We start from the raw sequence: 26,131 nt of genomic DNA on the forward strand, positions 1-26,131 counted from the left end.
GTGGACGACGTACGGCGGCGGCTGGCGACCGAGCGCGAGGTGGCGCGCGAGCGGCTGGCGAGCCTGACCGGCGACCACGAGTCGATCGTCGCGGCGTCGCTCGACACCAACGCCGACGACGAGCACGACCCCGAGGGCGCCACGATCGCGTTCGAGCGCTCGCAGATCGGCGCACTCGTGCGCCAGGTGCAGCACCACCTCGCCGAGATCGACGCCGCGGAGGCGAGGGTCGGCGCGGGCACCTATGGCACGTGCGAGCGCTGTGGCGCGCCCGTCGGCACAGCTCGGCTCGACGCGCTGCCGGCAGCGCGGTGGTGCATCTCGTGCGCGTCGCGCCGGGATTGCGGCGCGTGAGCTGGGCGCTCAGCGCCCACGCCGAAACCCAGGCCGATCTTGACGCTCCACCACGGGCGGCTGTCGAATCCCTCGCGTATAATCGAACACATGATCGAGACGCTGGAACGGGACGCAGCGGAGGTCGACGACGACCTCTCCGCTGCCGGCCTGCTCGCGCTCGCTCGGTCCCGCAAAGCTGCCGAGGATCGTGCGGCGGCTGACCTGCTGGACGTTGCCGCCCGGTGGGCGGACCTCCACCCGCCGGAGTCGATCCACTCCGCCGCGTCGTTCGCCGTGCCGGGCTGTGAGCACGAGGAACCCATCGCCGGTCCGGGCACGCCTTTGGTCGCGGAGTTCTGCATCGCTGAGCTCGGTGCGGTGCTGGGCATCTCGACGACCGCGGCGAAGCGGCTCGTCGGACACGCCCTCGAGCTGCGCCACCGACTCCCACGGCTGTGGACTGGGGTGCAGTCGGGTGCCGTGCCGGCGTGGCGGGCCCGGTCGGTCGCCGAGACGACGATCCACTCCTCACCTCCGTTGACGGTCGAGGCCGCAGCCTTCGTCGACTCACAGGTCGCCGCGGCCGCCGGCCGGATCGGTCCCGCGCAGCTGGACCGCTTGGTTGCGGAGGCGATCAAGCGGTACGACCTCGCCGACGCTGATCCCGCCGACGACCCGGAGGACGGGTGGCAGCACGTGGACCCCCGCCACGCCACCCTCCACGGCGAGGACGTCCACTACGCCGGCACGATGAGGTTCGAGGCCGAGCTCGACATCGCAGACGCCCTCGACCTCGACCGCGCACTGGCCCATGGCGCCGCGACGATGAAGGCATTGGGCTCGGAGGCGTCTCTTGACGTCCGCCGCTCCGCTGCACTCGGAGACCTCGCCCGCACCCAGACCGCCCTCGACCTGTTCACGCAAAGTGGTCGAGCAGCCCGCGCCACAGATGAAGGTGGTCGAGTAGCCCGCGAGGCGGTACACGAAGGCGGTCGGGTAGCCCGCGAGGCGGTACACGAAGGCGGTCGAGTAGCCCGCGAGGAACGAGCGGGCGTATCGAGACCCCACCTTCCACCAGAAGGCGGTCGAGTAGCCCGTGAGGAACGAGCAGGCGTATCGAGACCCCACCTCCCGCACTCCCGCGAGGTCGTCCTGCACGCCCACTTCAACGTGGGCGACACCGTGCTGGACGCGACCGGTCGCCTCGAGGAAGGCCAGCGCCTGATCCTGCTAGACCACGTCAAGGATTGGTGCACCGACACCCATAACAAGGTCACCATCCGTCCCGTCATCGACCTGAACGCCGAGCTCTCGACGCCGGCCTACGAACCCACCACCCGGATCCGCGAGGCCTTGATCCTCCGCAACAAGACGTGCGTGTTCCCGTGGTGCACGAGATCCGCCCGCCGCTGCGACCTCGACCACGTCATCCCCCACGACGCCGGCGGACCCACCTCCACGTCCAACCTCGCACCGCTGTGCCGCACCCACCACCGGCTCAAGACCCACAGCTCCTGGCACTACGAGACCACCGCGCCCGGGACGTACGAGTGGACCTCACCCCACGGCCACCGCTTCCGCCGCGACCCCACCGGCACCCAACCGATCGGCGACGACCCACCCGACGTCCCGCGACCCCGCCGACGATGACCACGCCCCACACCCCGCCCGTCACCACGAGGGCGGGGCCACAGGCACGCTCAGCGGCCGAGCCGACCACCCGCCCCGAAGGACCTCCGGATCCCCGGGTCGCGCACCAGGTCGGCCGCGGCGCTCGGGAAGAGCGGGAGTCGTTCCCGCCGATCGTCCACGGGCCGCCAGACGACAGGGACCTCGCTCCCATCGCTCTCGATGAGCGACGCGCCCTCCAGCGCCGGGGCGGGGTCGAGCCGGCCGAGGTGGACGAAGACGACCTCGTGGCCCAGTGTGCCGTCGATGTGGAAGATGTTCTCGACGGCCGCCACGAAGGACAGGTGCCGGATGGCGGCACCGAGCTCTTCGTGCACCTCCCGCACGATCGCGTCGCGGTGGGTCTCCCCCAGCTCCACACCACCTCCGATGAGGCGGTGGTAGCCGGTCGGGTGCTCCTGCGTCGGGGGGTTCACGCTGACGGCATGCGTGGTGAAGTCCTCGTTGGGCGCGATCAGCATCGCCTTGACCCGGATCACGGATCGGTCGATCGGGGCCATGGGTGCATGCTGGCAGAACGGCGTGCCGCCGGGGCAGGGTCGGCGGCCACCACCTGACCCCCTCGGCCATCCGGCCGATCCACGGCGGCGCCCGTGCGCACTACCGTGCACGCGTGCTCACCTATGCCCGGTCGCTGGTCCGGTCCGTGTGGCGCCTGCCCGCGCCCGCGGACGCACGGCCGCCGGGGAGCCTCGACCTGGCGCTCGTCGCGGCCGCGGGAGTGCTGGGCGTGGTCGAGGCGACCGTGCTGCGCCCGGAGATGGACCACCGCGTGCTCACGCTGGTGAGCTTCCTGTTCTGGTTGCCGTCGCTGCTCGTGCGCCGCACCATCCCCGTGGCGACGGTGGTCGTGTTCGCCGTGGTGATGTGCGTGGCGACGGTCCTCGCCGGTGGCGCGACGGACGACCTCAACACGGCGGTGGTCGCGCTGCTCATCCCCTACTCGCTGACCCGGTGGGCGCGGGGTGACGCGATGGTCGGCGGCCTCTCCCTCTTCCTGCTGGTGGCGGGGATCTCGCTGGTGTCCCAGCCCCTCGCGACGGCCGACCGCGTCGGAGGCACGGCGGTCGTTGTAGCCGCGGCGGCCGTGGGCGCCGTGCTGCGCACCCGGTCGATGCTGCGCTCGCGCCAGCTCGACGACGTACGCCGAGCGGAGCGCGAGAGCCTGGCCCGCGACCTCCACGACACGGTCGCCCACCACCTGACGGCCATCGCGATCACGGCCCAGGCCGGCCTGGCCGTCGCGGACTCCCGGCCGGGCGCGGCGAGGGACGCCCTGCGACGCATCGACGAGGAGGCCACCCGCACCCTGGCCGAGACCCGCACGGTGGTGCGGATGCTGCGTGCGGAGGACGACGTCCCGGACCGCCCGCTGGCCGACCTCGCCGACCTCGCGGAGCCGCAGGCCGGCGGACCCGTCGTGGACCTCGCCCTCGACGCCGACCTCGCGACACTGGCACCCACCACGGCCGCGGCGATCCACCGCATCGCCCAGGAGGCCGTCGCCAACGCCCGACGACACGCGGCCGACGCCACCGAGGTGCGCGTGCACGTGACGGCGACGGGCGAGGAGGTCGAGCTCACCGTGACCGACGACGGCGCCCCCGGCGTCCAGTCCCCAAGCGGCTTCGGCATCCTCGGCATGACCGAACGCGCAGCCCTGCTCGGTGGCACCCTCGAGGCAGGGCCCCGCGCGGACCGTGGCTGGCGCGTGCGCGCCGTGCTGCCGAGGGAGGAGTCGCGATGACCCTGCGGGTGCTGGTGGCTGACGACCAGGAGATCGTGCGCACCGGCCTCGCGATGATCCTCGGAGCGCAGGACGGGATCGAGGTCGTGGCGACCGCCGTGGACGGGCAGGACGCGGTCGAGCAGGCCCGGGCGATCCGTCCTGACGTGTGCCTCCTCGACATCCGCATGCCCCGTCTCAACGGCATCGAGGCGACCAGGATCCTCGCCGGCCCCGAGGTGCCGGACCCGATGGCCGTCGTCGTGGTGACGACCTTCGACCTCGACGAGTACGTCTACGGTGCTCTCCTCGCGGGCGCGAAGGGCTTCCTGCTGAAGGACTGCGGACCCGAGCTCCTTGCCCACGCCGTACGCGCCGCTGCGGACGGCGGGTCGCTCATCGCACCGAGCGTGACCACCCGCCTGCTGCAGGGGTTCGCCGGTCGCGACCGGCCGGCCGAGCCGCTGTCGCCCCTGACCGAGCGCGAGGAGCAGGTCCTCCTCGCCGTGGCCCGTGGGCTCACCAACCACGAGGTCGCCGCCGAGCTCTACATCTCGCTGAGCACGGTCAAGACGCACCTCGGCGCGCTGATGACCAAGCTCGCCGTCCGCAACCGCGTCGAGCTCGCCCTGTGGGCCTATCAGACCCGACGCCTGGACTGACCGCGTCGCACCAGCCACTCCGCGACGACGAGGTTGAGCACCCACGCGAAGCCCATCCCCGCGGCCTTGAGGCCGCCGCCCGGCTGGTCGACGACCACCACCATCGGGCCGAGCACCAGGGCCTGCGTGCCGGCGCCCTGCGCGACGGCGTACGCCCGCGCCATCCAGCGCTGGTGGGCGCGTACGTCGCCGCGCCGGATAGCGACGACCCCGCGCACCAGGCCGAGGACCATCAGCCCGCCGAAGAGCAGCCGCAGCACCATCAGCGCCGCGTTGTCGTGCTCAGGCAACGGGTACGCCACCGTCATCCAGAGCCCGCTCGTCGCGGCCGCGAGCCCGGCGGGCACGAGGACGCGACCGCTCCGGCGGTGCCAGCCCGGGCGGCGACGGCGGAACGACGGCATGAGCTGGAAGGCGCCGAGGATGCAGTACGTCGTGGCACCGACCACGTGCACGACGACGGGCAGCGGCGAGTCGAAGAAGCGCTGGCTGGCGGCGTCGGGCTCACCGGCGGCCAGGTCCGCGACCCGGAGCGCGCCGGCGAGGACCGGGACGAAGGTGAGGGCGAGCAGGCTCGCGGGGATCCACCACTCCCGGCGCGAACGGGTGCCGGTGGTCGGTCGGAGGGCCGTCGTCGTCATGACCACGAGCCTCGTGGTCGGCGACGTGCCACGGATCGGCCCGCGGGCCGGACCGGGTCAGCCGATCGGCCGACCCGAGGCGCGGGCGGCGTCGCGCCCAGCCGCCTCCAGGGCGGCGATGAGGGTGCGTGCGTCGTGCGGGCCGACGTGCCGCGTCTCGCCGACGAAGAAGGTCGGCGTGCCGCGTACGCCGCTCTCCTCCGCGGACGCCACGTCGTGCTGGATGTGGCGCGAGAGGTCCTCGTCCTCGAGGTCGCGCAGGAACTGCTCGACGTCGAGGTCGAGCTCCGCGGCGTAGCCGACGAGGTCCTCCAGCTCCAGCTCGTCCTGGTGGGCGAAGAGGGTCGCGTGCATCTCCCAGAAGCGGTCCTGCTTGCCGGCGGCCTCCGCCGCGACCGCCGCGAGCTCGGCGTGCGGGTGGACGGTGAGCGGCAGGTGGCGGGTGACGTAGCGCAAGCGGTCGCCGAAGTAGGCGCGCAGCTCGTCGCCGACGCCGCTGACGCGCGCGCAGAACGGGCACTCGTAGTCGAGGTACTCGACGAGGGTCAGCGGTGCGTCGACGGGGCCGACGACGTGGTCGCGGGCGGGATCCACCGGCGGGGTGAGCAGGGTGGGCAGGGCGGCGTCGCGCTGGCCGAGGAAGCGTGCGGCGAACCGGAACGCCAGCCAGCCGGCGAGGCTGGCGAGGACGGCGGAGACGAGGACGCCGACCCTGGCCTCGTCCTGGAGTCGCGAGGACTCGAAGGCGAGGCTGATGATGAGCAGCGAGACGGTGAAGCCGATGCCGGACAGGGCGCCGCCCGCGAGCGTGTGGCCCATGCCGACGCCCTGCGGGAGCCGGCCCCAGCCCAGCCGTACGCTCGCGAACGCGCCGAGGAAGATGCCCAGCGCCTTGCCGACGACGAGGCCCAGGACGATGCCCCACATCAGTGCGGAGCCGAACGCGTCGGCCAGGACGCCGTCGCGCAGGTCGACCCCGGCGTTGGCGAGCGCGAAGACCGGCACGACGACGCTGCTGGTCGGGGTGTGCAGGGCCTCCTGGAGGCGCTCGTTGACGGAGATCGCGCGCGTCAGGGACCGGCGCGCAGCGCGCTGGACGCCGGGCATCGGCGACTGGCGGAACGCCCGGAACTGGGTGGCAGCGGCCTCGACGTCCGCGCGACGGGGGTCGAGCGCCGGCACCAGCAGGCCGCTCACCATGCCGGCGATGGAGGCGTGCACGCCCGACTCCAGCGTCGCGATCCACAGCACGAGGACGACCAGGACGTAGGGCGCCGCCTGCCAGACCCCGGCCCGGTCGAGCACCACCAGCACGACGAGGCACAGCGCAGCGACGGCGAGGGCCCCGAGCGAGAGGCCGTCGGAGTAGACGATGCCGATGACGCTCACCGCGACGATGTCGTCGATGACGGTGAGGGTCAGCAGGAAGATCCGCAGCTGGGTGGACACCGCGGGGCCGACGAGCGCCATCACGCCGAGCAGGAAGGCGGTGTCGGTCCCGATCACCGCACCCCAGCCGGCCGCCTCCGGCCCCGACGGGTTCAGCGCGAGGAAGATCGCAGCCGGCACCAGCATCCCGGTGATGCCGGCCACCAGCGGCACGACCACCCGGCTGCGGTCGGTGAGCTCGCCGATCGCGAACTCCTTGCGGACCTCGAGCCCGATCACGAAGAAGAACACGACCATCAGGCCGTCGTTGATCCAGTGGTGCAGGTCCATGGTGAGCCCACCGCTGCCGAAGCGGATCGAGAGCTCGGTGTGCCACAGGTCGACGTAGGACTGCGACCACGGCGAGTTCGCCCAGACGAGCGCGACCAGGGCCGCCACGACGAGCATCCCGGCCGACATCGACTCGGTGCGCATGAAGTCGCGCAGGGAGCGCGAGTGCTGCGCCTCGAACGCCTGCGACCCGTCGCAGGAGGACTGCTCGCTCACACGACCCGGTGCATCCAGCCGAAGGTGTCCTCGGCACGGCCGAACTGCATGCCGACGAGGGCCTCGCGGATCCGCATGGTCAGCTCGGTGCTGGCGGGGGCCGGGGTGACGCCGCTCGGCGAGCGCAGCTCCCCGACTGGCGTGACGACTGCGGCCGTGCCGCACGCGAAGACCTCGGTGATGTCGCCGGACGCGACCCCGTCGCGCCACTCGTCGATGGAGAACTTGCGCTCCTCCACGGCGTGACCGAGCTTGCCGGCCAGCTCGATGATCGAGGCGCGGGTGATGCCCTCGAGGATCGTGCCGGTCTCCGGCGTGACGATGCTGCCGTCGCGGCGCACGAAGAAGAGGTTCATGCCGCCGAGCTCCTCGATGTAGCGGAACTCCTGGTCGTCGAGGAAGACGACCTGGTCGCAGCCCTTCTCGATGGCCTCGCGCTGGGCGGCGAGCGACGCGGCGTAGTTGCCGCCGGTCTTCGCCGCGCCCATCCCCCCGCGCCCGGCGCGGGTGAAGGACTCCGAGAGCCACAGGTTCACCGGCTTCACGCCGCCCTTGAAGTACGCCCCGGCGGGGGACGCGATGACCATGAAGGTCACGTGCTGGGCCGGCCGGACGCCGAGGAAGGTCTCCGAGGCGAACATGAACGGTCGCAGGTAGAGCGACTTCTCGCCCTCACCCTGCCCGGCAGCGTTGTCGGGGACCCACCGCTGGTCGGCCTCGACGAGCGCGTCGACGCAGGCCACGAAGTCCTCGACCGGCAGCTCCGGGAACGCCAGACGCTGCGACGACCGCACCATCCGCGCCGCGTTCTGCTCGGGGCGGAAGGTCCACACCGAGCCGTCCTCGTGGCGGTAGGCCTTCATGCCCTCGAAGGTCTCCTGCGCGTAGTGCAGCACCGCCGTCGCGGGGTCGAGGGTGAGCGGCCCGTAGGGCGTGATGCGGGCCGCGTGCCAGCCCGCGTCGGGCGTCCACTCCACCGTCAGCATGTGGTCGGTGAAGTGGGAGCCGAAGCCGGGGTTCGCGAGGATCTCGGCGAGGCGGGCGTCGTCGACGGGCGTGGGGTTGGCGGTCGTGCTGATCTGCATGGGGTCAACCTATTCCAGCGGCCCACCGGCGGGGTGGGGGCGCTCAGAGACGGGCGGCGATGGCGTCCCCGACCTCGCTCGTACGACGGGTCGTGCCCGGCGCGCGCTCCGCGAGGTCGGCCAGCACGGCCGCCTCGATCGCGGCAGCCGCGTCGGCGTGGCCCAGGTGGTCGAGCAGGAGCGCGCCGGAGAGGATCGCGGCGGTGGGGTCGGCCTTCTGCTGGCCGGCGATGTCGGGGGCCGAGCCGTGGACGGGCTCGAACATGGAGGGGGCCGTCCGGTCCGGGTTCACGTTGCCGGAGGCGGCCAGCCCGATGCCGCCGGTGACGGCGGCGGCGAGGTCGGTGACGATGTCGCCGAAGAGGTTGTCGGTGACGATCACGTCGAAGCGGGCGGGGTCGGTCGCCATGAAGATCATGGCGGCGTCGATGTGCATGTAGTCGCAGGTGACGTCGGGGTGCTCGGCGCCGACGGACTCGAACAGGCGCCACCACAGGGACCCGGCGTTGACGAGCACGTTGGTCTTGTGGACCAGCGTGAGCTTCTTGCGCGGACGCTTCTCGGCGCGCGCGAAGGCGTCGCGGATCACCCGCTCGACGCCGTACGCGGTGTTCACCGACACCTCGGTCGCGATCTCCGCCGGAGTGCCGACCCGCAGGGCGCCGCCGTTGCCCGTGTAGGGGCCCTCGGTGCCCTCGCGGACCACCACGAAGTCGATCTCACCGGGCTCCGCGAGGGGTGAGGCGGAGCCGGGGAAGAGACGCGAGGGGCGCAGGTTGACGTAGTGGTCGAGCTCGAAGCGCAGGCGCAGGAGCAGGCCGCGCTCCAGGATGCCCGGGGGCAGGTTCGGGTCGTTGGGCTTGCCGCCGACGGCCCCCAGCAGGATGGCGTCGTGCCCGCGGACCTCCGCGAGCACGGAGTCGGGCAGCACCTCGCCGGTCGCGAGGTAGCGCTCGGCGCCGAGGTCGTAGCGCGTCGACTCGAACGTCACCGGCGACGCGACCTCGAGGACCTTGAGGGCCTCGGCGGTCACCTCGGGCCCGATGCCGTCGCCGGGGATGACGGCGAGGGTCGGGCTGCCCGTGGGCGCGGCGGCGGTCTGCTGGGTGTCAGGCATGCGGCGAACGTTAGTTGTCGTCCGGCCACTGACCGCCGTTGTCTCGCAGGTCAAGCGCCGTCTGGACGGCCACCGCGACGTTCTCGGCGCTGCGCGGGTTCTCGGGGTCGTGGGCGGCAGGGCCCCAGCTGTCCGGGTAGAGGTCGTACATCGTTCTCACTCCTGGTGGGTCGTGCGTCGGGTGGAGGTGAGTCCGAAGCCACCGACACCGCGGCGGGTGGGGAAGCGAGGGGTACGGGGATCGCCCGGCCCGGCTGCCGGCCGACGAGCGTGCGGATCGCGCAGGAGCTGCGTGGGACCCGCCACGGAGGCGGCGACTTCGGACTCAGAGCCGAGCTCTGAGGGGCGAAAGGCCGGGGGGCGGAACCTCGTCAACGCCGAACACCGCGACGAGGTGGCCTCTCTGTCAGGCCTCGCCGCGGCGATCGATAAGTACGAAGACGCTCCGCATGGTGGTGCGACTGTACGACCGCGCCGCAGGCGTGGGCACCCGGATTCCGAAACGTGTCAGATGGTGAGATGTCGGCCCGCCCACTGGGAATCCCCGTGACGAGTGACAGACTCGGCTGCCTCATGTCTGCTCCCCCGGATCTCCCCGACATCGTCCAGCGCGCGTTCGACGTGTGCCGGCAGGCCGGCTACGTGGCGTTCTGCCGCAACGAGACCGGGCGGCTCCTCGCGACCCTCGCGGCCACGCGCGGCGGCACCATGGCGGAGTTCGGCACCGGGTGCGGCGTCGGGACCGCGTGGCTGCGCTCCGGCGTGCGCAACGGTGCGCGGATCCTGACCGCCGAGCTGGACGAGTCACTCGCGGGCGCCGCGGCGAAGATCTTCACCGACGACGAGAAGGTCGAGGTGCTCGCCGCCGACTGGAGCGTGCTGCGCGAGCACGGGCCGTTCTCGCTGCTCTTCCTCGACTCCGGCAGCCCCTCCGAGGTCGGCGTGGACTCCGTCATCGACCTCGTCGAGCCCGGCGGGATCGTCGTCCTCGACGACTTCGCCCCCTGCGAGTCCTGGCCGCCGATCGCCTACGGGCGCGTCGACACGCTGCGCGAGCAGTGGCTCACCGACGAGCGGTTCACCGCCGTCGAGGTGATGGTGGCCGCGGACGCGTCCACCGTCATCGCCACGCGCCGCTAGGCCCCGCGTGACCAGGCTCGCCGTCGCCGCGCCCAGCCGCGCCGCCGCCGACGCCGCGGGGGACGTCGCCCGCGCCGGCGGCTCCGCGGTCGACGCCGCCATCGCGGCTGCCCTCGTCGCGATGGTCAACGAGGTCGGGCTGGTCTCCCTCAGCTCGGGCGGCTTCGTGGCCGTCCAGCCCGCCTCCGGGCCGGCGTACACCGTCGACGGCTGGATGGACCGCCCCGGCCGCGGGCGTGACGAGGGTGCGCCCCCGGCGCGGACGTGGGACGTCACGACCGAGTACGGCGGCGGCGTCACGATCACGATCGGCCCCGGGTCGGTGGCCACGCACGGCTCGCTGGCGGCCTTCGGCGAGGCGCACGCGCGGGACGGACGACTGCCCTGGCGCGAGCTGCTGGCACCGGCGGTCGACGTGGCGCGTGGTGGCTTCGCCCTGGGGTCGGCCTCGCGGTTCTACCTGCGCTACGTGCACGAGACGGTCTTCGGCTGGGACGACGTCAGCCGGGCAGCGCTCCACGACGCGGAGGGACGGCTGACCGAGGACCGCGTCGTCGTGCCCGACCTCGCCGCGACCCTCGAGCACATCGCCGCGGAGGGCCCGCGCGCGCTCCACCGGGGCGACCTCGCCGAGCTGGTCGTGGGCGACCTGCAGGCGCGCGGGGGGCTGCTGTCCGCCGCCGACCTCGCGGCGTACGAGCCAGTGGTGCGGGCGCCGCTGACCACGCGGGTCGGCCCGTGGAGCCTGGCCACGACGCCGCCGCCGTCCGTGGGCGGGGTCGTCGTCGCCTCGATGCTGCGCCTGCTCGACGACCACCCCCGCGCCAGGTGGGACGCCGACGACGTCGCGCACCTCGTCCGGGTCCAGCGCGCCGTGCTCGGCCACCGGCGCGAGGAGCTCGAGGTCGCGGGCGACCTGGACGAGGCGTCCCGCGCGTGGCTCGACCGGGTCGACGCCGACCACCGCGCGGTCCTCGAGTCGGGCTCGACGGCCCAGGTGTCGGTCACCGACGCGGACGGTGCCGCCTGCTCGATCACCGTGTCCTCGGGCTACGGCGCCGGCATGGTGGCGGCGGGCACCGGGATCTGGCTCAACAACTGCCTCGGCGAGCAGGAGCTCAACCCGCCCGGCCGCCCATCCGCGCCCGGTAGCCGCCTGCTCTCCAACATGGCACCGACGGTGGGCCGCCACGCCGACGGCGCCACCCTCGCGATCGGCTCTCCCGGCGCGGACCGGATCACCACGGCCGTCGTCTCGGCGCTGGCCGGGTTCGTCAGCGGCGGTCTCGACCTGGCGTCCGCCGTGGCGCACCGGCGCGTCCACGTCCACCGCGCCGGGCTACCGGACGAGGACGTCCGCGTGGAGGACGAGCCGTCGATGTACTTCGGTGGGGTCGGCGCCGCCCTCACCGGCGCCGACGGCCACCTCGAGGCGGTCGCCGACCCCCGGCGTGCGGGTGTCGCCGAGGTGGTCTCGTGACGGCTACTCGTAGTAGTTGACGTCGCCGATGAGCACGCCCTCGAACGCCGGGTTCGGCTTGCCGCTCGGGTCGTGCTGGATGCCGATGACCTCGCGCTTGCGGGTGCCGTCGGCGTACGTCATCTCGACGATGCCGGTCGAGACGACCTTGTAGGTGCCGCGCTGGTCGGCGGGGGCGCTGCTCCAGCTCTGGCCCAGCCCGGGCCAGCTGCCGACCGAGAAGCCGCCCTCCACGAACTTCCCCGCGGTGTCCATCGTCAGGTAGTCGGTGTAGGAGGTGCAGCTGATCGCGCAGTAGCCGGACCAGTTCTGGTGGTAGAGGTCGACCCCCAGCCGGGCCCCCTTCTTCGGCAGCGTGAGCGGCTCGAGCTCCAGCTTCTCGTCCTTGTAGGCGGGGTGCTTGAAGGCGAACCCCGCCGAGGTGACCTTGGCCTTCTGCCTACCGATCCTCACCGTGCCGGTGCGGGCGTTGTAGGAGTAGCGCTGGCACTCATTGACCTTCGCGGAGCAACGGGGCTTCTTCCCCTCGGCCCAGCCGGTGTAGGCCCACTTCTTGTCGACGAACCACACGGAGTGGTTGATCCACCCGGCCGAGGACTGGAGGTCGGTGCTCTCCCACCCCCACCAGTACGTGCCGGTGAGCTTCTTGAGGACGGTGGGCTTCGGGGTGACGACGACCTGGGCCTGCGCCGTGGCGGTCGCGGCTGCGGGGTCGGTGACGGTCAGGGTGAGGGTCCGCGCCTTCAGCGGCTTGGGCTTCTTGCCCTTCTTGGTCTTGGGCTGCGTGAGCCGCACCTGGAGGTCGAGGTACTCGGTCGAGCGCTCGCCGACGGGGCCGACGTCGATCGTCGACGTCCGGATGTCGATGCCCTTGCCGCTCGCGGTGAGGCGTACGGCAGACGCGGCGCCGCGCGAGGTGTTGCGGACCTCGAGGCTGAGCCTGGCCCACTTCCCCTTCCGGGCACCCACCACCTTGTCGTCGGCCTCGACCTCGAGGACGGGCTGGAAGGTCTCGACCAGGTCCTCCGGAGGGGCCACGCTCCACACCGTGGACGGGCTGCCACCCGCCACGTTGGCGTAGGCGCACTCGAAGGCGGTGTTGCGCAGCCGTGGGTGGGGCGCCGTCGTGGCACCGACCTGGTTGCCCTGGCCCGATGCGGTGGCCGCCAGTGCCTCACCGTCCGGGAGGAACAACCCGTTGGCCTCGCCCGGGGCGATGCCGATGCCGAAGACCGGCGTGCACGTGCTGCCGCTCCAGGTGCCGAGCACAACCGACACCGTGCCCGCCGGAGTGCCGTTGAGCGTGGCCGTCGTGCTGACCGTCTGCGCGACGACGTCGACCACGACGTCGACGGCCGCGAGCTGCTGGCCCGGCGTCGTGCCCGTCGCGTGCTGGACGTCCGTGAGGCGCACCGTGCGACGGATCACCCCCTCATCGGCGGTGGCCGCCTTGTGCAGCTGGGCTCCGGACGCAGCCCGCTTGCCGCGTACGTCGACGGCGAGGTCGGGCTCGTCGGCGGCGACGGCGGGCGACCCACCCGCCACCATGGCCATCGAGGCCAGCAGGGCCGGCACGGACACGAGCATGCGACGAGCACGCATGGATCTCCCCCCAGTTCTCCACGACACAGGAGCCACGTTTCTACCGCGGCGGCGCCCCACCGGGCATCCGTCGAAAGACTGACCGGGCGGCTGGTTGGATGACCGCCATGGCGCAGACGAAGGCGGACCCGCTCCTGGTGGTCCGTGGCATCACCCGCCGCTTCGGTGACCGCACGATCCTCGACCAGGTCGACCTCGACGTCGCAGCCGGGGAGGCCGTCGGCGTGGTCGGGCCCAACGGCAGCGGCAAGTCGACCCTGCTGCGCTGCATCGTCGGCGCGGACGAGGCCGACGGCGGCGAGGCCACGCTCGACGGCCGGGTGCTGGACGAGCGCCGGCCCGACGTGCGCCGCGACCTCGCCGTCGTGATGGACGACATCGACTTCTTCCCCGACCTCTCCGTCGTCGAGCACCTCGACCTCGTCGCCCGCGCGCACGCCCAGCCCGACGCCGAGGAGGTCGTCAACGACGTCCTCGACGAGGTCGGCCTGATGGAGGTGTCGGGCCAGCTGCCGTCGACGCTCTCGTCGGGCCAGCGGCGGCGGCTCGCGCTCGCCAGCGCCTTCGTACGCCCGCGCACGCTGCTCGTCCTCGACGAGCCGGAGGCGCGGCTCGACGTCGACGGCGTGCGCTGGCTGGGCGAGAAGCTCCTGTCCGAGAAGGCCGCCGGGCGCGCCGTGCTGCTCGTCAGCCACGACCCCGGGCTCGTCGAGCAGGTCTGCGACCGGGTCGTGCGCCTCGGCGGTGGTGACGGCGCCGATGCAGGCTGAGGTCCCGTCCGCCCGCGAGGTGCGGGGCGAGATCCGTGACTGGCGCCGGGGCCGGGCCGAGCTGAGGTGGGGCGAGGCGATCTCCGACGCCTACGTCGCGCTCTTCTGCGTCGTCATGGTCGGCGCGATGGGTGGCAACGTCGTGCTGAGCCTGCGCCGCCTCGCCGACGACACCTGTCTGGCCACCTGCTCCGAGGTGCGCTCGGCGGCGCCGTGGCTGGCCGCCCTCGCCGTCGCGCTGCTGGCGCTCGGCGTGGCCCGGCTGCTGGGTCCGGTCTTCAGCCCGCCGGCCGCCAACGCCTGGCTGCTCAGCACCCCCGTCGACCGCGGCGGGCTGCTGCGACCCGGCTGGGTCCGTACGTCGGCGGTCGCGGTCGTCGGGACCGCCGTCCTGCTGCTCGCGCCCGCGGTCCTCGGCGGCTTCTCGTGGCACGAGGCGGCGGTGTTCCTGGCCGTGGGCAGCGCCACCGCGCTGGCCTGCGTCGGCGTCGCGGCACTGTCACAGGTGCGCGAGCACCCGGCCGGACGCTGGCTCACCTGGCTCGTCACCCTCGCCCTGTGGCTCGGACTCGGCCTGGCGGCCACGCACCGGCTCGGGACCGTGCCCGGCGTGCCGCCCGCGGCAGGCCTCGCGGTCACGGCGCTGGTCGTCGCGGCCGCGGCGGTCCTCGTGTGGCGCACGTCGGTCGCCGTCGGCGACGTGCCGCGGCGGGTGCTGGCCTACACCGAGCACCTCTCCCCCAGCCTGTCCGGTGCCCTGTCGTCGGTGGACCTGGGCCTGATGTACGACGTGCTGCTGGCCCGGCGCTGGGGCCGCGGGGCGCGCGTGCGCAGCCGCACCGGCGGCCCGCTCGGCTGGTCGGCGCTCGTCCACCGCGACCTGCGCCGCGCCCTGCGCGCACCCCAGCCGTACGTCCTGCTCGCCGGCCTCGTGCTCGTGCCGTACGCCGCGGCGGAGGCCGACGCCGGCCGGGCGGTCGTGCTCGCGACCACCCTCACCGGGCTGCTGGGCGGCCCGGCCCTCTGCGCCGGGCTGCGGGTCGTCGTCCGCAGCCGGAGCCTGGCGCGGATGATGCCGCTGCGCCGGCGGTCGCTGCTGCTGGCGCACCTCGTCGTGCCGGGGACGGCGCTGATGGCGTTCGCGCTCGCCACGACGCCGACGCTGGTCGCGTCCGTCCCCGGCAGCGCCGTCAACCTCGCCATCGCGTGCGGGCTGTCGTCGATCGCCGCGACCGTGCGCTGGGTGACCGGGAAGCCGCCGAACTACGCCGCGCCGATGGTCAGCACCCCGGCCGGGGGCGTGCCGACGGGCGTGTTCTCCAGCGCGGCGCGTGGCTTCGACGTGTGGGCGTTCACGGCGCTGCCGCTGATGTTCGGCACGGGTGGGATGTACGTCTCGACGCTCGTCAGCATCGGGGTGATCGCCTACCTCGTGTCGGACGAGGCCGGGTAGCCCAGCCGCTGGCTCACCGCTGGTCGGGGCGCAGCACGTCGACGGTGAACCACGGCAGCATGAGCTGCGTGAGCGGACCGATCGCGAGGGCGTACGCCACGGTGCCGATGCCGAGCACGCCACCGAGCAGCAGGCCGATGACGACGACCGCGACCTCGAGGCCGGTGCGGACCAGCCGCAGCGACAGGCCGGTGCGACGCGCCAGGCCGGTCATCAGCCCGTCGCGGGGGCCGCGGCCGAGCTGCGCGCCGATGTAGAGCGCGCTCGCGAGCCCGCAGAGGACGACGCCGCCGACCATGAGGCCGACGCGGGCGGCGATCGCGTCCGGGCGCCCGAGCACGGCGAGGGTGGCGTCGGCGGAGAGGCCGACCACGAGTGCGTTGCTGATCGTCCCGAGGCCGGGCATCTCCCGCAGCGGGATCCACAGCACCAGCACGACGAAGCTGAAGAGCACGACCGCCTGCCCCAGCGTCATCGGCACGTGCCGGATGAAACCGGAGTGCAGCACGTCCCACGGCGCGAGGCCGAGCGCGCCGCGCACCATCATCGCGAGCGAGACGCCGTAGAGGAACAGGCCGACGTAGAGCTGCGGCAGGCGGCGGGCGAGCCGGCCCGCGCGCAGCTGGGCGATGGGACCGAGCTCGACGAGGACGCCGCGCGGGGCCGTGTGGTCCAGGGAGTGCTGTGGAGAGGTGGTGCTCATGACCTCAGCATGGCGCTGATTGGCCTTGTCCGACATAGCCAATCGTGGAACAGTGGCCTGCATGAGCCGCGTGATCAGTGCCAGCCGCATAGCCAGTCTGGTCGGCGACTTCCCCCGCTCCCCCGCCTACCTCGGCCTGGCCGAGAGCCTGCGCGTGCTCATCGGGGACGGCCGGGTCGGCATCGACGTGCGACTGCCGAGCGAGCGCGACCTGACCGGCGCGCTCGACGTGTCCCGCACCACGGTCACACGGGCGTACGAGGTGCTGCGGGAGTCGGGCTACGCCGAGGCGCGGCGCGGGTCGGGCACGTTCACCACGGTCCCCGGGGGGGAGCGCCGCGCGCACGACCGCGCGGTCATGCCCAGCGCAGGCGGCCAGGACGTCATCGACCTCAACTGCGCCGCACACTCCGCGCCGCCCGGGCTCGTCGAGTCCTACCAGCGCGCGACCGAGCAGCTGCCCGCCTACCTCAGCGGTCCGGGCTACTTCCCCCTCGGCGTCCCCGCCCTGCAGGCGCGCATCGCCGCGGCGTACGAGGCGCGGGGCCTGCCCACCGTCCCCGAGCAGGTGATGGTCACCGCCGGCGCGCTCGCGGCCGCATCGGTGGTGGCGCAGGCGTTCACGGCGCCGGGCGAGCGCGTCGTCGTCGAGTCGCCGACCTACCCCAACGCCACCCAGGCCGTCCGCCACGCGGGCGCCCGGCTGGTCGCGGCGGCGGTCGACCCCGAGGGCTGGGACCTCGACGCGCTGGCGGCGACGCTGCGGCAGACGTCGCCGCGGCTGGCGTACCTCATCCCCGATTTCCAGAACCCGACCGGGCACCTCATGTCCGACGCCCAGCGCGAGGAGCTGGCCTCGTCCCTGGCCCGCACCCGGACGACCGTGGTCGCGGACGAGGCGCACCAGGCGCTGGCCCTGCGGCCCGGGCTCGCCGGCGCCATGCCGCGACCGCTGGCGGCGTACGCCCCGGACGCGATCACCATCGGCAGCGCGAGCAAGTCCTTCTGGGGCGGTCTGCGGCTCGGGTGGGTACGCGCGCCCCTCGCGGACATGGACCGCCTCGTCCACGCGCGCATCGGCCTCGACCTCGGCGCCCCCGTCTTCGAGCAGATCGTCCTCGCCGACCTCCTGGACCGTGCCGACGACGTGCTCGCCGTCCACCGCGAGCGGCTGGTGACCGGCCGGGACGCGCTCGTCGCGGCGATGCGCGAGCACCTCCCGTCGTGGCGGTTCCGCGTGCCCGACGGCGGCCTCGCGCTGTGGTGCGAGCTCCCCGAGGCACTGGGCACCGCGACGACCGTCGAGGCCGAGCGACGCGGCGTCGTGGTCGCGCCCGGCCCGCTCTTCGCGGTCGAGGGCGGGCTGGACCGCCACGTCCGGATCCCCTGGACGGCGTCGGTCGACGACCTCACCGAGGCCGTGCGCCGGCTCGCGGCCGCCTGGGAGCACGTGAGCGCCACCCAGCGGCCGACGACCCGTCGCCCCGGGGCGGGCCGGGGCGCCGCCGGCCGGGTGATGGTGGCCTGAGCTACGGTCGGCGTACGGCTCCCGTCAGCTGGAGCGTTCGGCGATCGTCCTCGACGACCACCCGCTTGGCGGGGACCTTCACCGGCTTCGTCCGGACCTTCACCGGCGCCCTGCCGGGCGCCGTGGCCGTCACCAGGACCGAGAGCTTCGCGCCTGCCATGCGTCGGGTGATGCGGATCGCCCGCTTGGTCTGGCCCTTCAGCTTCTTCGACCCGGCGAACCACTGATAGGTGACCTTCACCTGTGTGCTCCACGTGCCCGGGCTGACGCTCAGCGTGGCACCGACCTGTGCCTTGCCCGTGACGCGAGGTGCGTCGACCACCCGCACGGGAGCGGGCGTGGGAGTCGGGGTCGGCGTGGGAGTCGGCGTCGGGGTCGGCGTCGGGGTCGGCGTCGGGGTCGGCGTCGGGGTCGGGGTCGGCGTCGGGGTCGGGGTCGGCGTCGGGGTCGGCGTGGTGCCCACGTCCGCCAGCACGGCGTCCTTCCCGGCGACGACCGACCCGGCGGACACGACCACGTCGGTGGCCGCCGCGAGCGTCGCGACGTCGTCCCAGAACTCCGCCACGTAGGCGTCGTCGTCCTGTGGCGCGAGCTCGATCCGGTAGGTGCCCGACGGCAGGGGGCCGACCCGGTAGGTGCCCGAGCCCCACGCCGTCCGCACCAGGTCGAAGCCGCCGGACGGGGTCCGACGCCAGACCCGGGCGTAGGTGCCCACGTCCTTTCCCCGGACGTCGGTGACCCGGCCGGTGATGGCGGCCCCGACCTCGAGCGTGGCGTCCACACCGAGCCGTTCGGTGCCGGCGGCGAGGGTCACGGAAGCAGCGGAGGAGATCGTCGGGGCGCCCGGGTGGTACTGGTCGGCGTGGTCGCCCTCCTCGTCGAAGAACCCGATGCGGTACGTACCGGCCTTCAGGCCACCGAGGCGGTACCGGCCCTGGGAGTCGGTCGAGGCCCATCGGGTCTCGTTCCACTCCTCGTTCTCGGGATCGAAGGTGAACGCCGCCACCGACACGTCCACCATCGAGGCGCCCGACGACGACACGACGCGACCGCTGATGCCCGCGGAGCGGGACAGCCGGGCGTCCGCCACGATCGGCTCGCCCGTGGATCCGACGACCAGGTCCTCCGCTTCCTCGAGCTCGGCGACGTCGTCGTAGTACTCCGGAGCGACGAGTCCCCGCTCCCGGTCCTCGAACCCCACGCGGTAGGTGCCCTGCGCGAGCCCCCTCACGGCGTACCGACCGGTCGCGTCGGTCTGCACGGTGCGGACCGTGTCCCAGTAGCCCCAGTACGGGTCCTTCCGGTGAACGGTGACCCTGATGCCGGAGAGCCCGGTCCCGTCATCACCGGTCACCCGCCCCGTGAGCGACGGAGAGCGCCGATCCACCACGGTGCCGTCGATCCCGGCGACCGCGCCTCCGGCCAGCAGCACGACGTCGGTCGCGGACTCGACAGTGGCAGCGTCCTTGTAGAAGGCAGGCGAGTAGGCGTCGGTGTCGTCCCACGACCAGTCGTCGAAGCCGACGCGGTAGGTGCCGGGCGGGAGCCCCTCGATCTCGTAGCGCCCACCGCTGTAGGTGCTGTCGGAGGCCGCCTTCTCCCATGATCCCCCGACGTTGCGGTACGCGGTGACCTCGACGTCAGCCGAGGCCCCCTCGCTGTCCAGCACGGTCCCGGCGATCGATCCGGTCCCGACGAGGGAGGCGTCGATGCCCGTGCGCTGCTGACCTTCAGCGAGGTCGATCACCCGCGCACCCGATGCGGAGTAGGCGCCTTCCCAGAACTCCGAGGCCAGGTCAGGCCAGGAGCCCTGCGGGTCGAACTTCACCCGGTAGCGGCCCGCGGGAAGACCCGGGACGCTGTACCCGCCAGCAGCGTTGGTGCGGGCCCAGGCCTGCTCGGACCACGAGCCTGCTGTCGGGTCCAGCAGCTGCACCCTCACGGTCACGCCGCTCTCGGGCGCGCCGGTCGGGCCGGTGACGGTGCCGCGCACCGCGGCACCCATTCCCAGCTGCGCGTCCTTGCCCGAAACGGTCTGTCCAGTCGTCACGACGACGAGCGTCGCCTGCGACTGGTGGACCCGGTCGTCCCAGTACTCCGCGGCGTGGACGCCGGACGGGTCCGAGAACGCCAGCCGGTACGTCCCCGGGGCCAGGCCCGCCACGTCGTAGCGACCCGAGGCATCGGTCGAACCGGTGAAGCTCGGGCCGTACTCATCCGGGTCCTGCGCGACGAACGTCGCAGCCACCCGGATGTCGCGCAGGGCGGCACCGCTGGGCCCTGTCACGGTGCCCGTGATGTGCGCGCGGTCGGTCAGGACGGCGTCGATGCCGCTCACGTCCGCCGCCCCGAGCACGACGTCCTGCGCCGCCTGCACGCTCGCTGCGTCGTCGTAGAACTCCGGTTCGTAGCGCTCGGAGTGGAACCCGATCCGGTAGGTGCCAGCGGCCAGGTCGGGCAGGCTGTAGGCGCCAGACGCACGGGTCCGTGCCGACCCCGCCCATGACCACGCTCCGTCGCGCATCCGGTAGGCGGTGACCGTCACATCGTCCGCGGGGGCGCCACCTTCGCCTGTCACGACTCCCCGGATGGCCGGCGCGGCCGTCCGCGCCCAGTCGACTCCTGGACTCGTCTGCTCCTTGGCAAGCACGATGTCCGTTGCGTCCTCGACCGTCGTCGCCTGGGGCCAGTAGCGCGTGGTGCTGGACGACCGGTCGTAGAAGCGCACGCGGTAGGTCCCGGCGCGCAGCTGGTCGAGACGGTAGCCGCCCGTGGCATCGGTCCCGACGCTCGACACGTCGCGCCACTCCCCCTGGGCGTTGCGGCGCATCGCCGCCACGGACACCCCGGCCAGGCCGGCCTCGCCCTGCGAGACCCGTCCCGTGATGACCGAGGGCCGGTGCAGCTCGGCGTCCTTGCCGGTGACCACCGCACCGGCCGAGACCTCGAACGTCGAGGCGGAGTCGAGCGACTCCTTGTCGTCCCAGTACTCCTGGAGCAGCCCGCTGTCCCAGGCCGGGTAGAACTGCAACGTGTAGGTGCCCGCGGGGAGGCCGACCAGCTCGTACCTCCCGTCGCTGGTCGACCTGGAGCCCAGGCTCGACCAGGTGTTCCGTGCTGTACGTCGGTACGGCGTCACCGTGCCCTCGACCGGCTGCCCGTCCGCGGAGCGGATGGAGCCTCTGATGGTGGAGCCGGCCGCGAGGGCGGCGTCGATCCCGGTGCGCGTGCTGTTGGGCGCGAGCACGATGTCGGTGGCGTCCTCGACGTCGAGCGCGTCGTCCCAGTACTCCTCGACCATGGTGCCGAGCGGGTTCATGAAGCGCACACGGTAGGTGCCGGAGGTCAGCCCCTTGAGGTCATAGGTGCCGTCGGGCCCCGTCCAGGCGGACGCAGCCTGCAGCCAGTTGCCCGACGCCGGGTTGCGGACAGTGGCCCAGACCAGGATCCCGGAGCGTGGCACGCCCGCATGCGTGACGGTGCCACGGATGTGCGACCCGGGGGCCACCGTCATGTCTCGTCCCGAGACGGTGACCCCAGCACTGACGGGGACGTCGTCGGCGAGCTCGACGAGCGGCTGGTCGCGGAAGAACTCAGGGGCGTTGACCCCGTTCAGGTCCTGCACACCGATCCTGTAGATGCCGACCGGCAACCCGGTCACGGCATAGGTGCCGCCGGCCTGGGTGGTCGTCGCCTTCGCGTAGTACCAGGCCGATCCGTCCCCGCTGCGCCGGTAGACGGTCACCTGCGCGTTGGCCACGCCCGCCTGGGCCGTCGTCACCACCTTGCCCGTGATGCTCGACCCCTTGGCCAGCGTCGCCCCGATGCCCGAGAGCGTCGTCCCGGCTTGCACCGTCACGACCTCGGCGTCGTCGGAGGTGGTCGCGTCCTCCCAGTACTCCTCGAGGTGCTCCGAGCTGTCGCTGGGGCTGAAACGGACCTTGTACTCCCCTGCCGGGACGTCCTCGACGGCGTACGCGCCCGTGGAGTCCGTGGACGCATAGAGGTAGGGGCCGCCGTTGTCGGCACCGAAGACCGACACGGACGTGCCCGGGGCCGGAGCGCCGTTCGCGAGGGTGACGATCCCAGTGACCCGACCGGTGGTCGGCGTCGGCTCAGCCGCCGCCGGTGCGCCTGCCAGGAGCAGCAGCCCCACGGCCCCTGCCGACCATCTGACGGCACGCGACTCTTCGTGCATGGCGCGGCTCCTTCACCCCACAACGCCGGCGCTCTGCACGGACTGGCAGCAGGCTAGGGATCCGCACGCTCCCGCGGCACCGTTTTCACAGACCGGTGTCGGCGAAAGAAGCCGCGCCCCGTGATGGTGGCCTGGGCGAGCCCCTCATCCTTTCGTCACCACGTCATCCCTTGGGACCCCCGGCGCACCGTTCGCCGTCCGTCGCGTCAGGGGAACCCTTACGTTCCACGGCGTGGGGTTGCCGTTCGGGCGGCCCGCAACACCCGAGGAGAACCATGAAGAAGCGTCACATCGCAGGAGCGGTCGCCGCAGCCGCGCTGTTCACGACGGTCGGTGGCGTGGGGGCCACCGCCGCCGACCTGATCGGTGGCAAGGACATCGCCGGCGACGCGATCGCCAGCCGCCACATCGCCGACGGCACGATCAGGATGAAGGACATCTCCGACGGCGCCCAGGGCAAGCTCCAGGGGACCGCCGGCCCGCAGGGACCTGCCGGCGCCAAGGGCGAGAAGGGCGACAAGGGTGCCCAGGGCCCCCAGGGCGAGCAGGGCGAGAGCGGCGTGCTCGGCGCCTACTACGCCGTCGCGTTCTACAACGCCGGCGACACCAACGCGGGCGCGATCGCCACCGTCGCCTGCAAGGCGACCACCGACGTCGCGATCTCCGGCGGCGTGCAGGTGCTGGGCATCGAGCCGGGCGCCAACACCCGCAACACGCCCGTCTCGTCGTCGTTCCCCGGCCGCATGGACTGGACGACCTCGGCCCCGCGGCCGGACCGCCTCGACGGCTGGATCGTGCAGTTCGGCGGCAACGCCGGCGAGGTGCAGGACAGGTCCCCGCTGAAGACGAAGATCTGGGCGCTCTGCGTGCCCGGCGCGTCGATCCCGGTCGAGCAGACCTACGCGCAGGTCAGCTGACGCCTGCAGCGAGCGCACGACGGCCCCGGAGCATCGCTCCGGGGCCGCCGTCGTGTCCGGCCGAGATCAGGACAGGTCGACCGCGCGCACGGCCACGGCCTGCATCGCGACCTCGATCTCGCCGAGGGTGTCGGCGGGGATCGCCGAGTCGACGCTGAGTGCGACGAGCGCGGCACCGCCCTTGTCCTGGCGCGAGACCTGCATCCCGGCGATGTTCACCTCGGCGTCGCCGAGGATCCCGCCGATGGTGCCGACCATGCCCGGACGGTCCTCGTAGGTGAGGAACGCGAGGTGGGTGGTGGGCTCGATGTCGACGTCGAAGCCGTTGACCTCGACGAGCCGCTCCTTCTGCCCGATGCCGATCAACGTCCCGCTGGCCGACACCTGGGTGCCGTCCGCGAGCGTCCCGCGCAGGGTGATCAGGTTGCGGTGGTCGGGGCTCTCGGCCTCGGTCACGAGGCGTACCTCGGTGCCGCGCTCGGCCGCGAGGAGCGGCGCGTTGACGTAGGAGACCTGCTCCTCGACGATGTCGGCGAACACGCCCTTGAGCGCGGCCAGCTCGAGCACCTTGACGTCGTGCTCGGTGATCTCGCCGCGGACCTCGACGTCGAGCTGCTGGGCGACCTCGCCGGCGAGGGCGGTGAAGACCCGGCCGAGCTTCTCCGTCAGCGGGATGCCGGGGCGTACGTCCTCGGCGATGACGCCGCCCTGGACGTTGACCGCGTCGGGGACGAGCTCGCCGCTGAGGGCGAGGCGGACCGAGCGGGCGACGGCGATGCCCGCCTTCTCCTGCGCCTCGTCGGTGGAGGCGCCGAGGTGCGGGGTGGCGACGACGTTCTCGAGCTCGAAGAGCGGGCTGTCGGTGCAGGGCTCGCTGGCGAAGACGTCGAGGCCGGCCGCGGCGATCTGACCGGTCTTGAGCGCGTCGTAGAGGGCGGCCTCGTCGACGATGCCGCCGCGCGCGGCGTTGACCAGGACCAGGCTCTGCTTGGCGGCGGCGAGCTGGTCGGCGCCGATGAGCCCGACCGTCTCGGGCGTCTTGGGCAGGTGCACGCTCATGAAGTCGGACTCCGCGAGCAGGGTGTCGAGGTCGACGAGGCGTACGCCCATCTGCGCGGCGCGCCCGGCCTGGACGTAGGGGTCGTAGGCGATGACCTTCATGCCGAACGCGCTGAGGCGCTGGGCGACGAGGACGCCGATGCGGCCGAGGCCGACGATGCCGACGGTCTTCTCGTAGAGCTCGATGCCGGTGTACTTCGAGCGCTTCCACTCGCCGTTGCGCAGTGCGGCGTGGGCGGGGCTGATGTGGCGCGCCGCGGCGAGCATCAGCGCGACGGCGAGCTCGGCGGCGCTGACGATGTTGGAGGTCGGCGCGTTGACGACCATCACGCCGGCCTGGGTGGCGGCCTTGACGTCGACGTTGTCCAGGCCGACCCCGGCGCGGGCGACGACCTTGAGGCGATCGGCGGCTGCGAGCGCCTCCGCGTCGACCTTGGTCGCGGAGCGGACCAGGATCGCGTCCACGCCGACGATCGCGGGGAGCAGCTCGGCGCGGTCGGCGCCGTTGGAGTGCCGAATCTCGAAGTCCGGCCCGAGCGCCTCGATCGTGGCGGGGCTGAGCTCTTCGGCGATGAGTACGACAGGCTTCGACGGTGCGTTCACAGCGGGGTCCTCGGGTGATCATGGGATGTGCGGGGACTGCACGACGCTGTGCTCCGCCCACACTACCCGCGACGCGGGCGGGCGTCCCAGCGCCCCAGCATCCGGACGGCAGCCGGGCGTCGTACCCCACCCCTACGATCCACATATGGGCGCGATGGACGACGCGGAGCAGCTCGAGCCGGCCACGGTCGAGGACTGGAGCCGGTGGCTGCGCGAGCACCAGGACCAGCCGGGCGGCGTGTGGCTGGTGAGCCCGCGCAGGGCCGCGGAGCGGGCGTTCTCCTACGAGGACGCCGTGGTCGAGGCGCTGCGCTTCGGCTGGGTCGACTCGACGGTCAGGCCGGTCGACGACCGGCGCTCGATGCAGTGGTTCGCCCCGCGTCGCCGCGGCAGCATGTGGACCCGCATCAACAAGGGCCGGGTGGCCCGGCTCGAGGAGGCGGGGCTGATGGAGCCGGCCGGTCTCGCCGCCGTGGCCGTCGCCAAGGAGACGGGCATGTGGACGCTGATGGACGACGTCGAGGACTGCGTCGTGCCCGACGACCTCGCCGCCGCGTTCGACCGCTTCCCCGGCGCCCGCGAGCACTGGGACTCCTGGTCCGCGTCGGCGCAGAAGCTGATCCTCACCTGGATCGTGCTCGCCAAGCGTCCCGAGACCCGCGCGACCCGGGTGGGGACGACGGCCGAGATGGCAGCGCGGGGCGAGAAGTCCCGCTAGACCCGGGCCGCCAGGACCGCCGTGCCGCTCTGGCTGTCAGATGGCGCAGCCGTCGGGTCCGCAGGCCTCGCCCGTGTCCCCGGTCGCGAGGACCTGGATCGCCGGGCGCGACTCCGACCACGCCCGCTCGAACACCTGCGTGAACACCTCGGTGGGCTGGGCGCCGGAGACGCCGTACTTCTCGTCGACGACGAAGAACGGCACGCCGCTCGCGCCGTAGGCCTGCGCCTGCGCGACGTCGGCGTGGACGTCCTCGGTGAACTCGGTCCCGGCCAGCACCTCGTCGAGGCGGGTCGCGTCGAGCCCCTCGGCGAGACCGACCTCGCGCAGCACCTCGGGGTCGGCGACGTTGCGGGCGTCGGTGAAGTACGCCCGGAGCAGCGCCTCCTTCACCCGGCCCTGCAGCGCGTTCCCGCCCTGCTCGTGGGCGAGGTGGATGACGCGGTGCGCGTCGACGGTGTTGAGGTGGAGCGTCTCGGCGAGGCGGTAGACCAGCCCCTCCTCGGCCGCCACGGCCTCGACCCGGTCCTGCATCTGCTGCGCGCCCGCGGGCGACTGGCCGTACTTGCGGGCGAGCATCGCCGCGGTCCCCTCCGTGGGCACGGCGGGGGCGCCGGGGTCGAGCTGGTAGGAGCGCCAGTGCACCTCCACCTCGTCGGCGTGCTCGAACGCGGCCAGCGCGTTCTCGATGCGACGCTTGCCGATGTAGCACCAGGGGCAGACGACGTCGGACCAGATCTCGATCTTCACGACCGGCCCAACACCGGTC

Annotated in this window: 22 protein-coding genes; 11 read left to right on the forward strand and 11 right to left on the reverse strand. The window is 72.9% G+C overall.

The features are described 5' to 3' along the window. Entirely contained in the window at nucleotides 1–354 is a 354-nt protein-coding gene (locus F4692_RS00620) for a TraR/DksA family transcriptional regulator (protein ID WP_308645092.1), read from the forward strand. 90 nt (nucleotides 355–444) lie between these two features. Next, a complete protein-coding gene (locus F4692_RS20770; RefSeq protein WP_257029413.1) occupies nucleotides 445–1,986 on the forward strand; it encodes an HNH endonuclease signature motif containing protein in 1,542 nt (513 codons plus the stop codon). 50 nt (nucleotides 1,987–2,036) lie between these two features. Here the strand turns inward: F4692_RS20770 and F4692_RS00630 are convergent, their stop codons facing one another. After that, nucleotides 2,037–2,525, reverse strand: coding sequence for an NUDIX domain-containing protein (locus F4692_RS00630; protein ID WP_179617728.1), 489 nt, complete (start codon nucleotides 2,523–2,525; stop codon nucleotides 2,037–2,039). 113 nt (nucleotides 2,526–2,638) lie between these two features. Here F4692_RS00630 and F4692_RS21665 point away from each other — a divergent pair, with 113 nt between their 5' ends. Both F4692_RS21665 and F4692_RS00640 read left to right on the forward strand, forming a co-directional pair. Next, complete coding sequence (locus tag F4692_RS21665; protein ID WP_179617729.1) at nucleotides 2,639–3,772, forward strand: sensor histidine kinase; 1,134 nt, start codon at nucleotides 2,639–2,641, stop codon at nucleotides 3,770–3,772. Beyond that, nucleotides 3,769–4,413, forward strand: a complete 645-nt coding sequence (locus F4692_RS00640) for a response regulator (protein WP_179617730.1) — start codon at nucleotides 3,769–3,771, stop codon at nucleotides 4,411–4,413. The genes F4692_RS21665 and F4692_RS00640 overlap by 4 nt, the downstream gene beginning before the upstream one ends. On the opposite strand, the gene F4692_RS00645 is transcribed toward F4692_RS00640, so the two are convergent. Genes F4692_RS00645 through F4692_RS00665 form a run of 5 tightly spaced genes read right to left on the reverse strand, consistent with a single transcriptional unit; the run spans nucleotide 4,392 to nucleotide 9,342 of the window. Beyond that, nucleotides 4,392–5,054 carry a DUF2306 domain-containing protein gene (locus tag F4692_RS00645; RefSeq protein ID WP_179617731.1) on the reverse strand — a complete coding sequence of 221 codons (663 nt, stop codon included), beginning with the start codon at nucleotides 5,052–5,054 and terminating at the stop codon, nucleotides 4,392–4,394. The two genes, F4692_RS00640 and F4692_RS00645, sit on opposite strands and share 22 nt — an antisense overlap. Before the next feature lie 57 nt (nucleotides 5,055–5,111). Further along, nucleotides 5,112–6,989: a Na+/H+ antiporter NhaA gene (nhaA, locus tag F4692_RS00650; protein ID WP_308645093.1), complete on the reverse strand. Its 1,878-nt coding sequence runs from the start codon at nucleotides 6,987–6,989 to the stop codon at nucleotides 5,112–5,114. Continuing rightward, nucleotides 6,986–8,074 carry a branched-chain amino acid aminotransferase gene (locus F4692_RS00655; protein ID WP_179617732.1) on the reverse strand — a complete coding sequence of 363 codons (1,089 nt, stop codon included), beginning with the start codon at nucleotides 8,072–8,074 and terminating at the stop codon, nucleotides 6,986–6,988. Before F4692_RS00655 ends, nhaA begins: the two co-directional genes overlap by 4 nt. A gap of 43 nt (nucleotides 8,075–8,117) precedes the next feature. Next, the gene (locus F4692_RS00660; RefSeq protein ID WP_179617733.1) at nucleotides 8,118–9,191 is read right to left on the reverse strand and encodes a 3-isopropylmalate dehydrogenase; all 1,074 of its coding nucleotides are present in this window, start codon (nucleotides 9,189–9,191) and stop codon (nucleotides 8,118–8,120) included. A 10-nt stretch (nucleotides 9,192–9,201) separates the two neighbouring features. Further along, on the reverse strand, nucleotides 9,202–9,342 hold the full coding sequence (locus tag F4692_RS00665) for a hypothetical protein (RefSeq protein WP_179617734.1): 141 nt from the start codon (nucleotides 9,340–9,342) through the stop codon (nucleotides 9,202–9,204). Between the two features lie 422 nt (nucleotides 9,343–9,764). On the opposite strand from F4692_RS00665, the gene F4692_RS00670 reads away from it, so the two are divergent. Together F4692_RS00670 and F4692_RS00675 are read left to right on the forward strand one after the other, a co-directional pair. Continuing rightward, nucleotides 9,765–10,331 (forward strand): O-methyltransferase, encoded by a 567-nt coding sequence (locus tag F4692_RS00670; RefSeq protein ID WP_179617735.1) that lies wholly within the window; start codon nucleotides 9,765–9,767, stop codon nucleotides 10,329–10,331. Between the two features lie 7 nt (nucleotides 10,332–10,338). Beyond that, nucleotides 10,339–11,811 (forward strand): gamma-glutamyltransferase, encoded by a 1,473-nt coding sequence (locus F4692_RS00675; RefSeq protein WP_179617736.1) that lies wholly within the window; start codon nucleotides 10,339–10,341, stop codon nucleotides 11,809–11,811. A gap of 3 nt (nucleotides 11,812–11,814) precedes the next feature. Here the strand turns inward: F4692_RS00675 and F4692_RS00680 are convergent, their stop codons facing one another. Beyond that, nucleotides 11,815–13,413, reverse strand: coding sequence for a hypothetical protein (locus F4692_RS00680; protein ID WP_179617737.1), 1,599 nt, complete (start codon nucleotides 13,411–13,413; stop codon nucleotides 11,815–11,817). Between the two features lie 98 nt (nucleotides 13,414–13,511). Here F4692_RS00680 and F4692_RS00685 point away from each other — a divergent pair, with 98 nt between their 5' ends. Together F4692_RS00685 and F4692_RS00690 are read left to right on the forward strand one after the other, a co-directional pair. Beyond that, nucleotides 13,512–14,183: an ABC transporter ATP-binding protein gene (locus F4692_RS00685; protein ID WP_374757286.1), complete on the forward strand. Its 672-nt coding sequence runs from the start codon at nucleotides 13,512–13,514 to the stop codon at nucleotides 14,181–14,183. Beyond that, a complete protein-coding gene (locus tag F4692_RS00690; RefSeq protein ID WP_179617739.1) occupies nucleotides 14,173–15,636 on the forward strand; it encodes a DUF6297 family protein in 1,464 nt (487 codons plus the stop codon). The genes F4692_RS00685 and F4692_RS00690 overlap by 11 nt, the downstream gene beginning before the upstream one ends. A 13-nt stretch (nucleotides 15,637–15,649) precedes the next feature. Here the strand turns inward: F4692_RS00690 and yczE are convergent, their stop codons facing one another. After that, nucleotides 15,650–16,339, reverse strand: a complete 690-nt coding sequence (gene yczE / locus F4692_RS00695; RefSeq protein ID WP_179617740.1) for a membrane protein YczE — start codon at nucleotides 16,337–16,339, stop codon at nucleotides 15,650–15,652. Nucleotides 16,340–16,400: 61 nt separating this feature from the next. Here yczE and yczR point away from each other — a divergent pair, with 61 nt between their 5' ends. Then, a complete protein-coding gene (yczR, locus tag F4692_RS00700; RefSeq protein ID WP_179617741.1) occupies nucleotides 16,401–17,867 on the forward strand; it encodes a MocR-like transcription factor YczR in 1,467 nt (488 codons plus the stop codon). A 1-nt stretch (nucleotide 17,868) separates the two neighbouring features. Here yczR and F4692_RS00705 read toward each other — a convergent pair whose 3' ends face one another. Beyond that, nucleotides 17,869–22,065 (reverse strand): carboxypeptidase-like regulatory domain-containing protein, encoded by a 4,197-nt coding sequence (locus F4692_RS00705; protein ID WP_179617742.1) that lies wholly within the window; start codon nucleotides 22,063–22,065, stop codon nucleotides 17,869–17,871. Between the two features lie 275 nt (nucleotides 22,066–22,340). Here F4692_RS00705 and F4692_RS00710 point away from each other — a divergent pair, with 275 nt between their 5' ends. After that, nucleotides 22,341–22,982 (forward strand): collagen-like protein, encoded by a 642-nt coding sequence (locus tag F4692_RS00710; protein ID WP_179617743.1) that lies wholly within the window; start codon nucleotides 22,341–22,343, stop codon nucleotides 22,980–22,982. A 66-nt stretch (nucleotides 22,983–23,048) separates the two neighbouring features. Here F4692_RS00710 and serA read toward each other — a convergent pair whose 3' ends face one another. Next, entirely contained in the window at nucleotides 23,049–24,644 is a 1,596-nt protein-coding gene (gene serA / locus F4692_RS00715) for a phosphoglycerate dehydrogenase (RefSeq protein WP_179617744.1), read from the reverse strand. 145 nt (nucleotides 24,645–24,789) lie between these two features. Between serA and F4692_RS00720 the strand changes: the two genes are divergently transcribed. Further along, nucleotides 24,790–25,362, forward strand: coding sequence for a YdeI/OmpD-associated family protein (locus F4692_RS00720; RefSeq protein WP_179617745.1), 573 nt, complete (start codon nucleotides 24,790–24,792; stop codon nucleotides 25,360–25,362). 36 nt (nucleotides 25,363–25,398) lie between these two features. Here the strand turns inward: F4692_RS00720 and F4692_RS00725 are convergent, their stop codons facing one another. Continuing rightward, the gene (locus F4692_RS00725) at nucleotides 25,399–26,112 is read right to left on the reverse strand and encodes a DsbA family oxidoreductase (RefSeq protein ID WP_179617746.1); all 714 of its coding nucleotides are present in this window, start codon (nucleotides 26,110–26,112) and stop codon (nucleotides 25,399–25,401) included. Between the last annotated feature and the right edge of the window lie 19 nt (nucleotides 26,113–26,131).

The sequence above is a fragment of the Nocardioides cavernae genome (assembly GCF_013410035.1).
In the GTDB taxonomy this organism is placed as follows: Bacteria; Actinomycetota; Actinomycetes; order Propionibacteriales; family Nocardioidaceae; genus Nocardioides; species Nocardioides cavernae_A.

Coding starts and splice junctions, on each gene's coding strand:
- F4692_RS00665 (WP_179617734.1), bottom strand. CDS start 9,342: ATGTACGACCTCTACCCGGACAGCTGGGGCCCTGCCGCCCACGACCCC.
- F4692_RS00680 (WP_179617737.1), bottom strand. CDS start 13,413: ATGCGTGCTCGTCGCATGCTCGTGTCCGTGCCGGCCCTGCTGGCCTCG.
- yczE (WP_179617740.1), bottom strand. CDS start 16,339: ATGAGCACCACCTCTCCACAGCACTCCCTGGACCACACGGCCCCGCGC.
- F4692_RS00685 (WP_374757286.1), top strand. CDS start 13,512: ATGACCGCCATGGCGCAGACGAAGGCGGACCCGCTCCTGGTGGTCCGT.
- F4692_RS00630 (WP_179617728.1), bottom strand. CDS start 2,525: ATGGCCCCGATCGACCGATCCGTGATCCGGGTCAAGGCGATGCTGATC.
- F4692_RS00720 (WP_179617745.1), top strand. CDS start 24,790: ATGGGCGCGATGGACGACGCGGAGCAGCTCGAGCCGGCCACGGTCGAG.
- F4692_RS00655 (WP_179617732.1), bottom strand. CDS start 8,074: ATGCAGATCAGCACGACCGCCAACCCCACGCCCGTCGACGACGCCCGC.
- yczR (WP_179617741.1), top strand. CDS start 16,401: ATGAGCCGCGTGATCAGTGCCAGCCGCATAGCCAGTCTGGTCGGCGAC.
- F4692_RS00640 (WP_179617730.1), top strand. CDS start 3,769: ATGACCCTGCGGGTGCTGGTGGCTGACGACCAGGAGATCGTGCGCACC.
- F4692_RS00705 (WP_179617742.1), bottom strand. CDS start 22,065: ATGCACGAAGAGTCGCGTGCCGTCAGATGGTCGGCAGGGGCCGTGGGG.
- F4692_RS00670 (WP_179617735.1), top strand. CDS start 9,765: ATGTCTGCTCCCCCGGATCTCCCCGACATCGTCCAGCGCGCGTTCGAC.
- F4692_RS00710 (WP_179617743.1), top strand. CDS start 22,341: ATGAAGAAGCGTCACATCGCAGGAGCGGTCGCCGCAGCCGCGCTGTTC.
- F4692_RS20770 (WP_257029413.1), top strand. CDS start 445: ATGATCGAGACGCTGGAACGGGACGCAGCGGAGGTCGACGACGACCTC.
- F4692_RS00645 (WP_179617731.1), bottom strand. CDS start 5,054: ATGACGACGACGGCCCTCCGACCGACCACCGGCACCCGTTCGCGCCGG.
- F4692_RS00660 (WP_179617733.1), bottom strand. CDS start 9,191: ATGCCTGACACCCAGCAGACCGCCGCCGCGCCCACGGGCAGCCCGACC.
- F4692_RS00690 (WP_179617739.1), top strand. CDS start 14,173: ATGCAGGCTGAGGTCCCGTCCGCCCGCGAGGTGCGGGGCGAGATCCGT.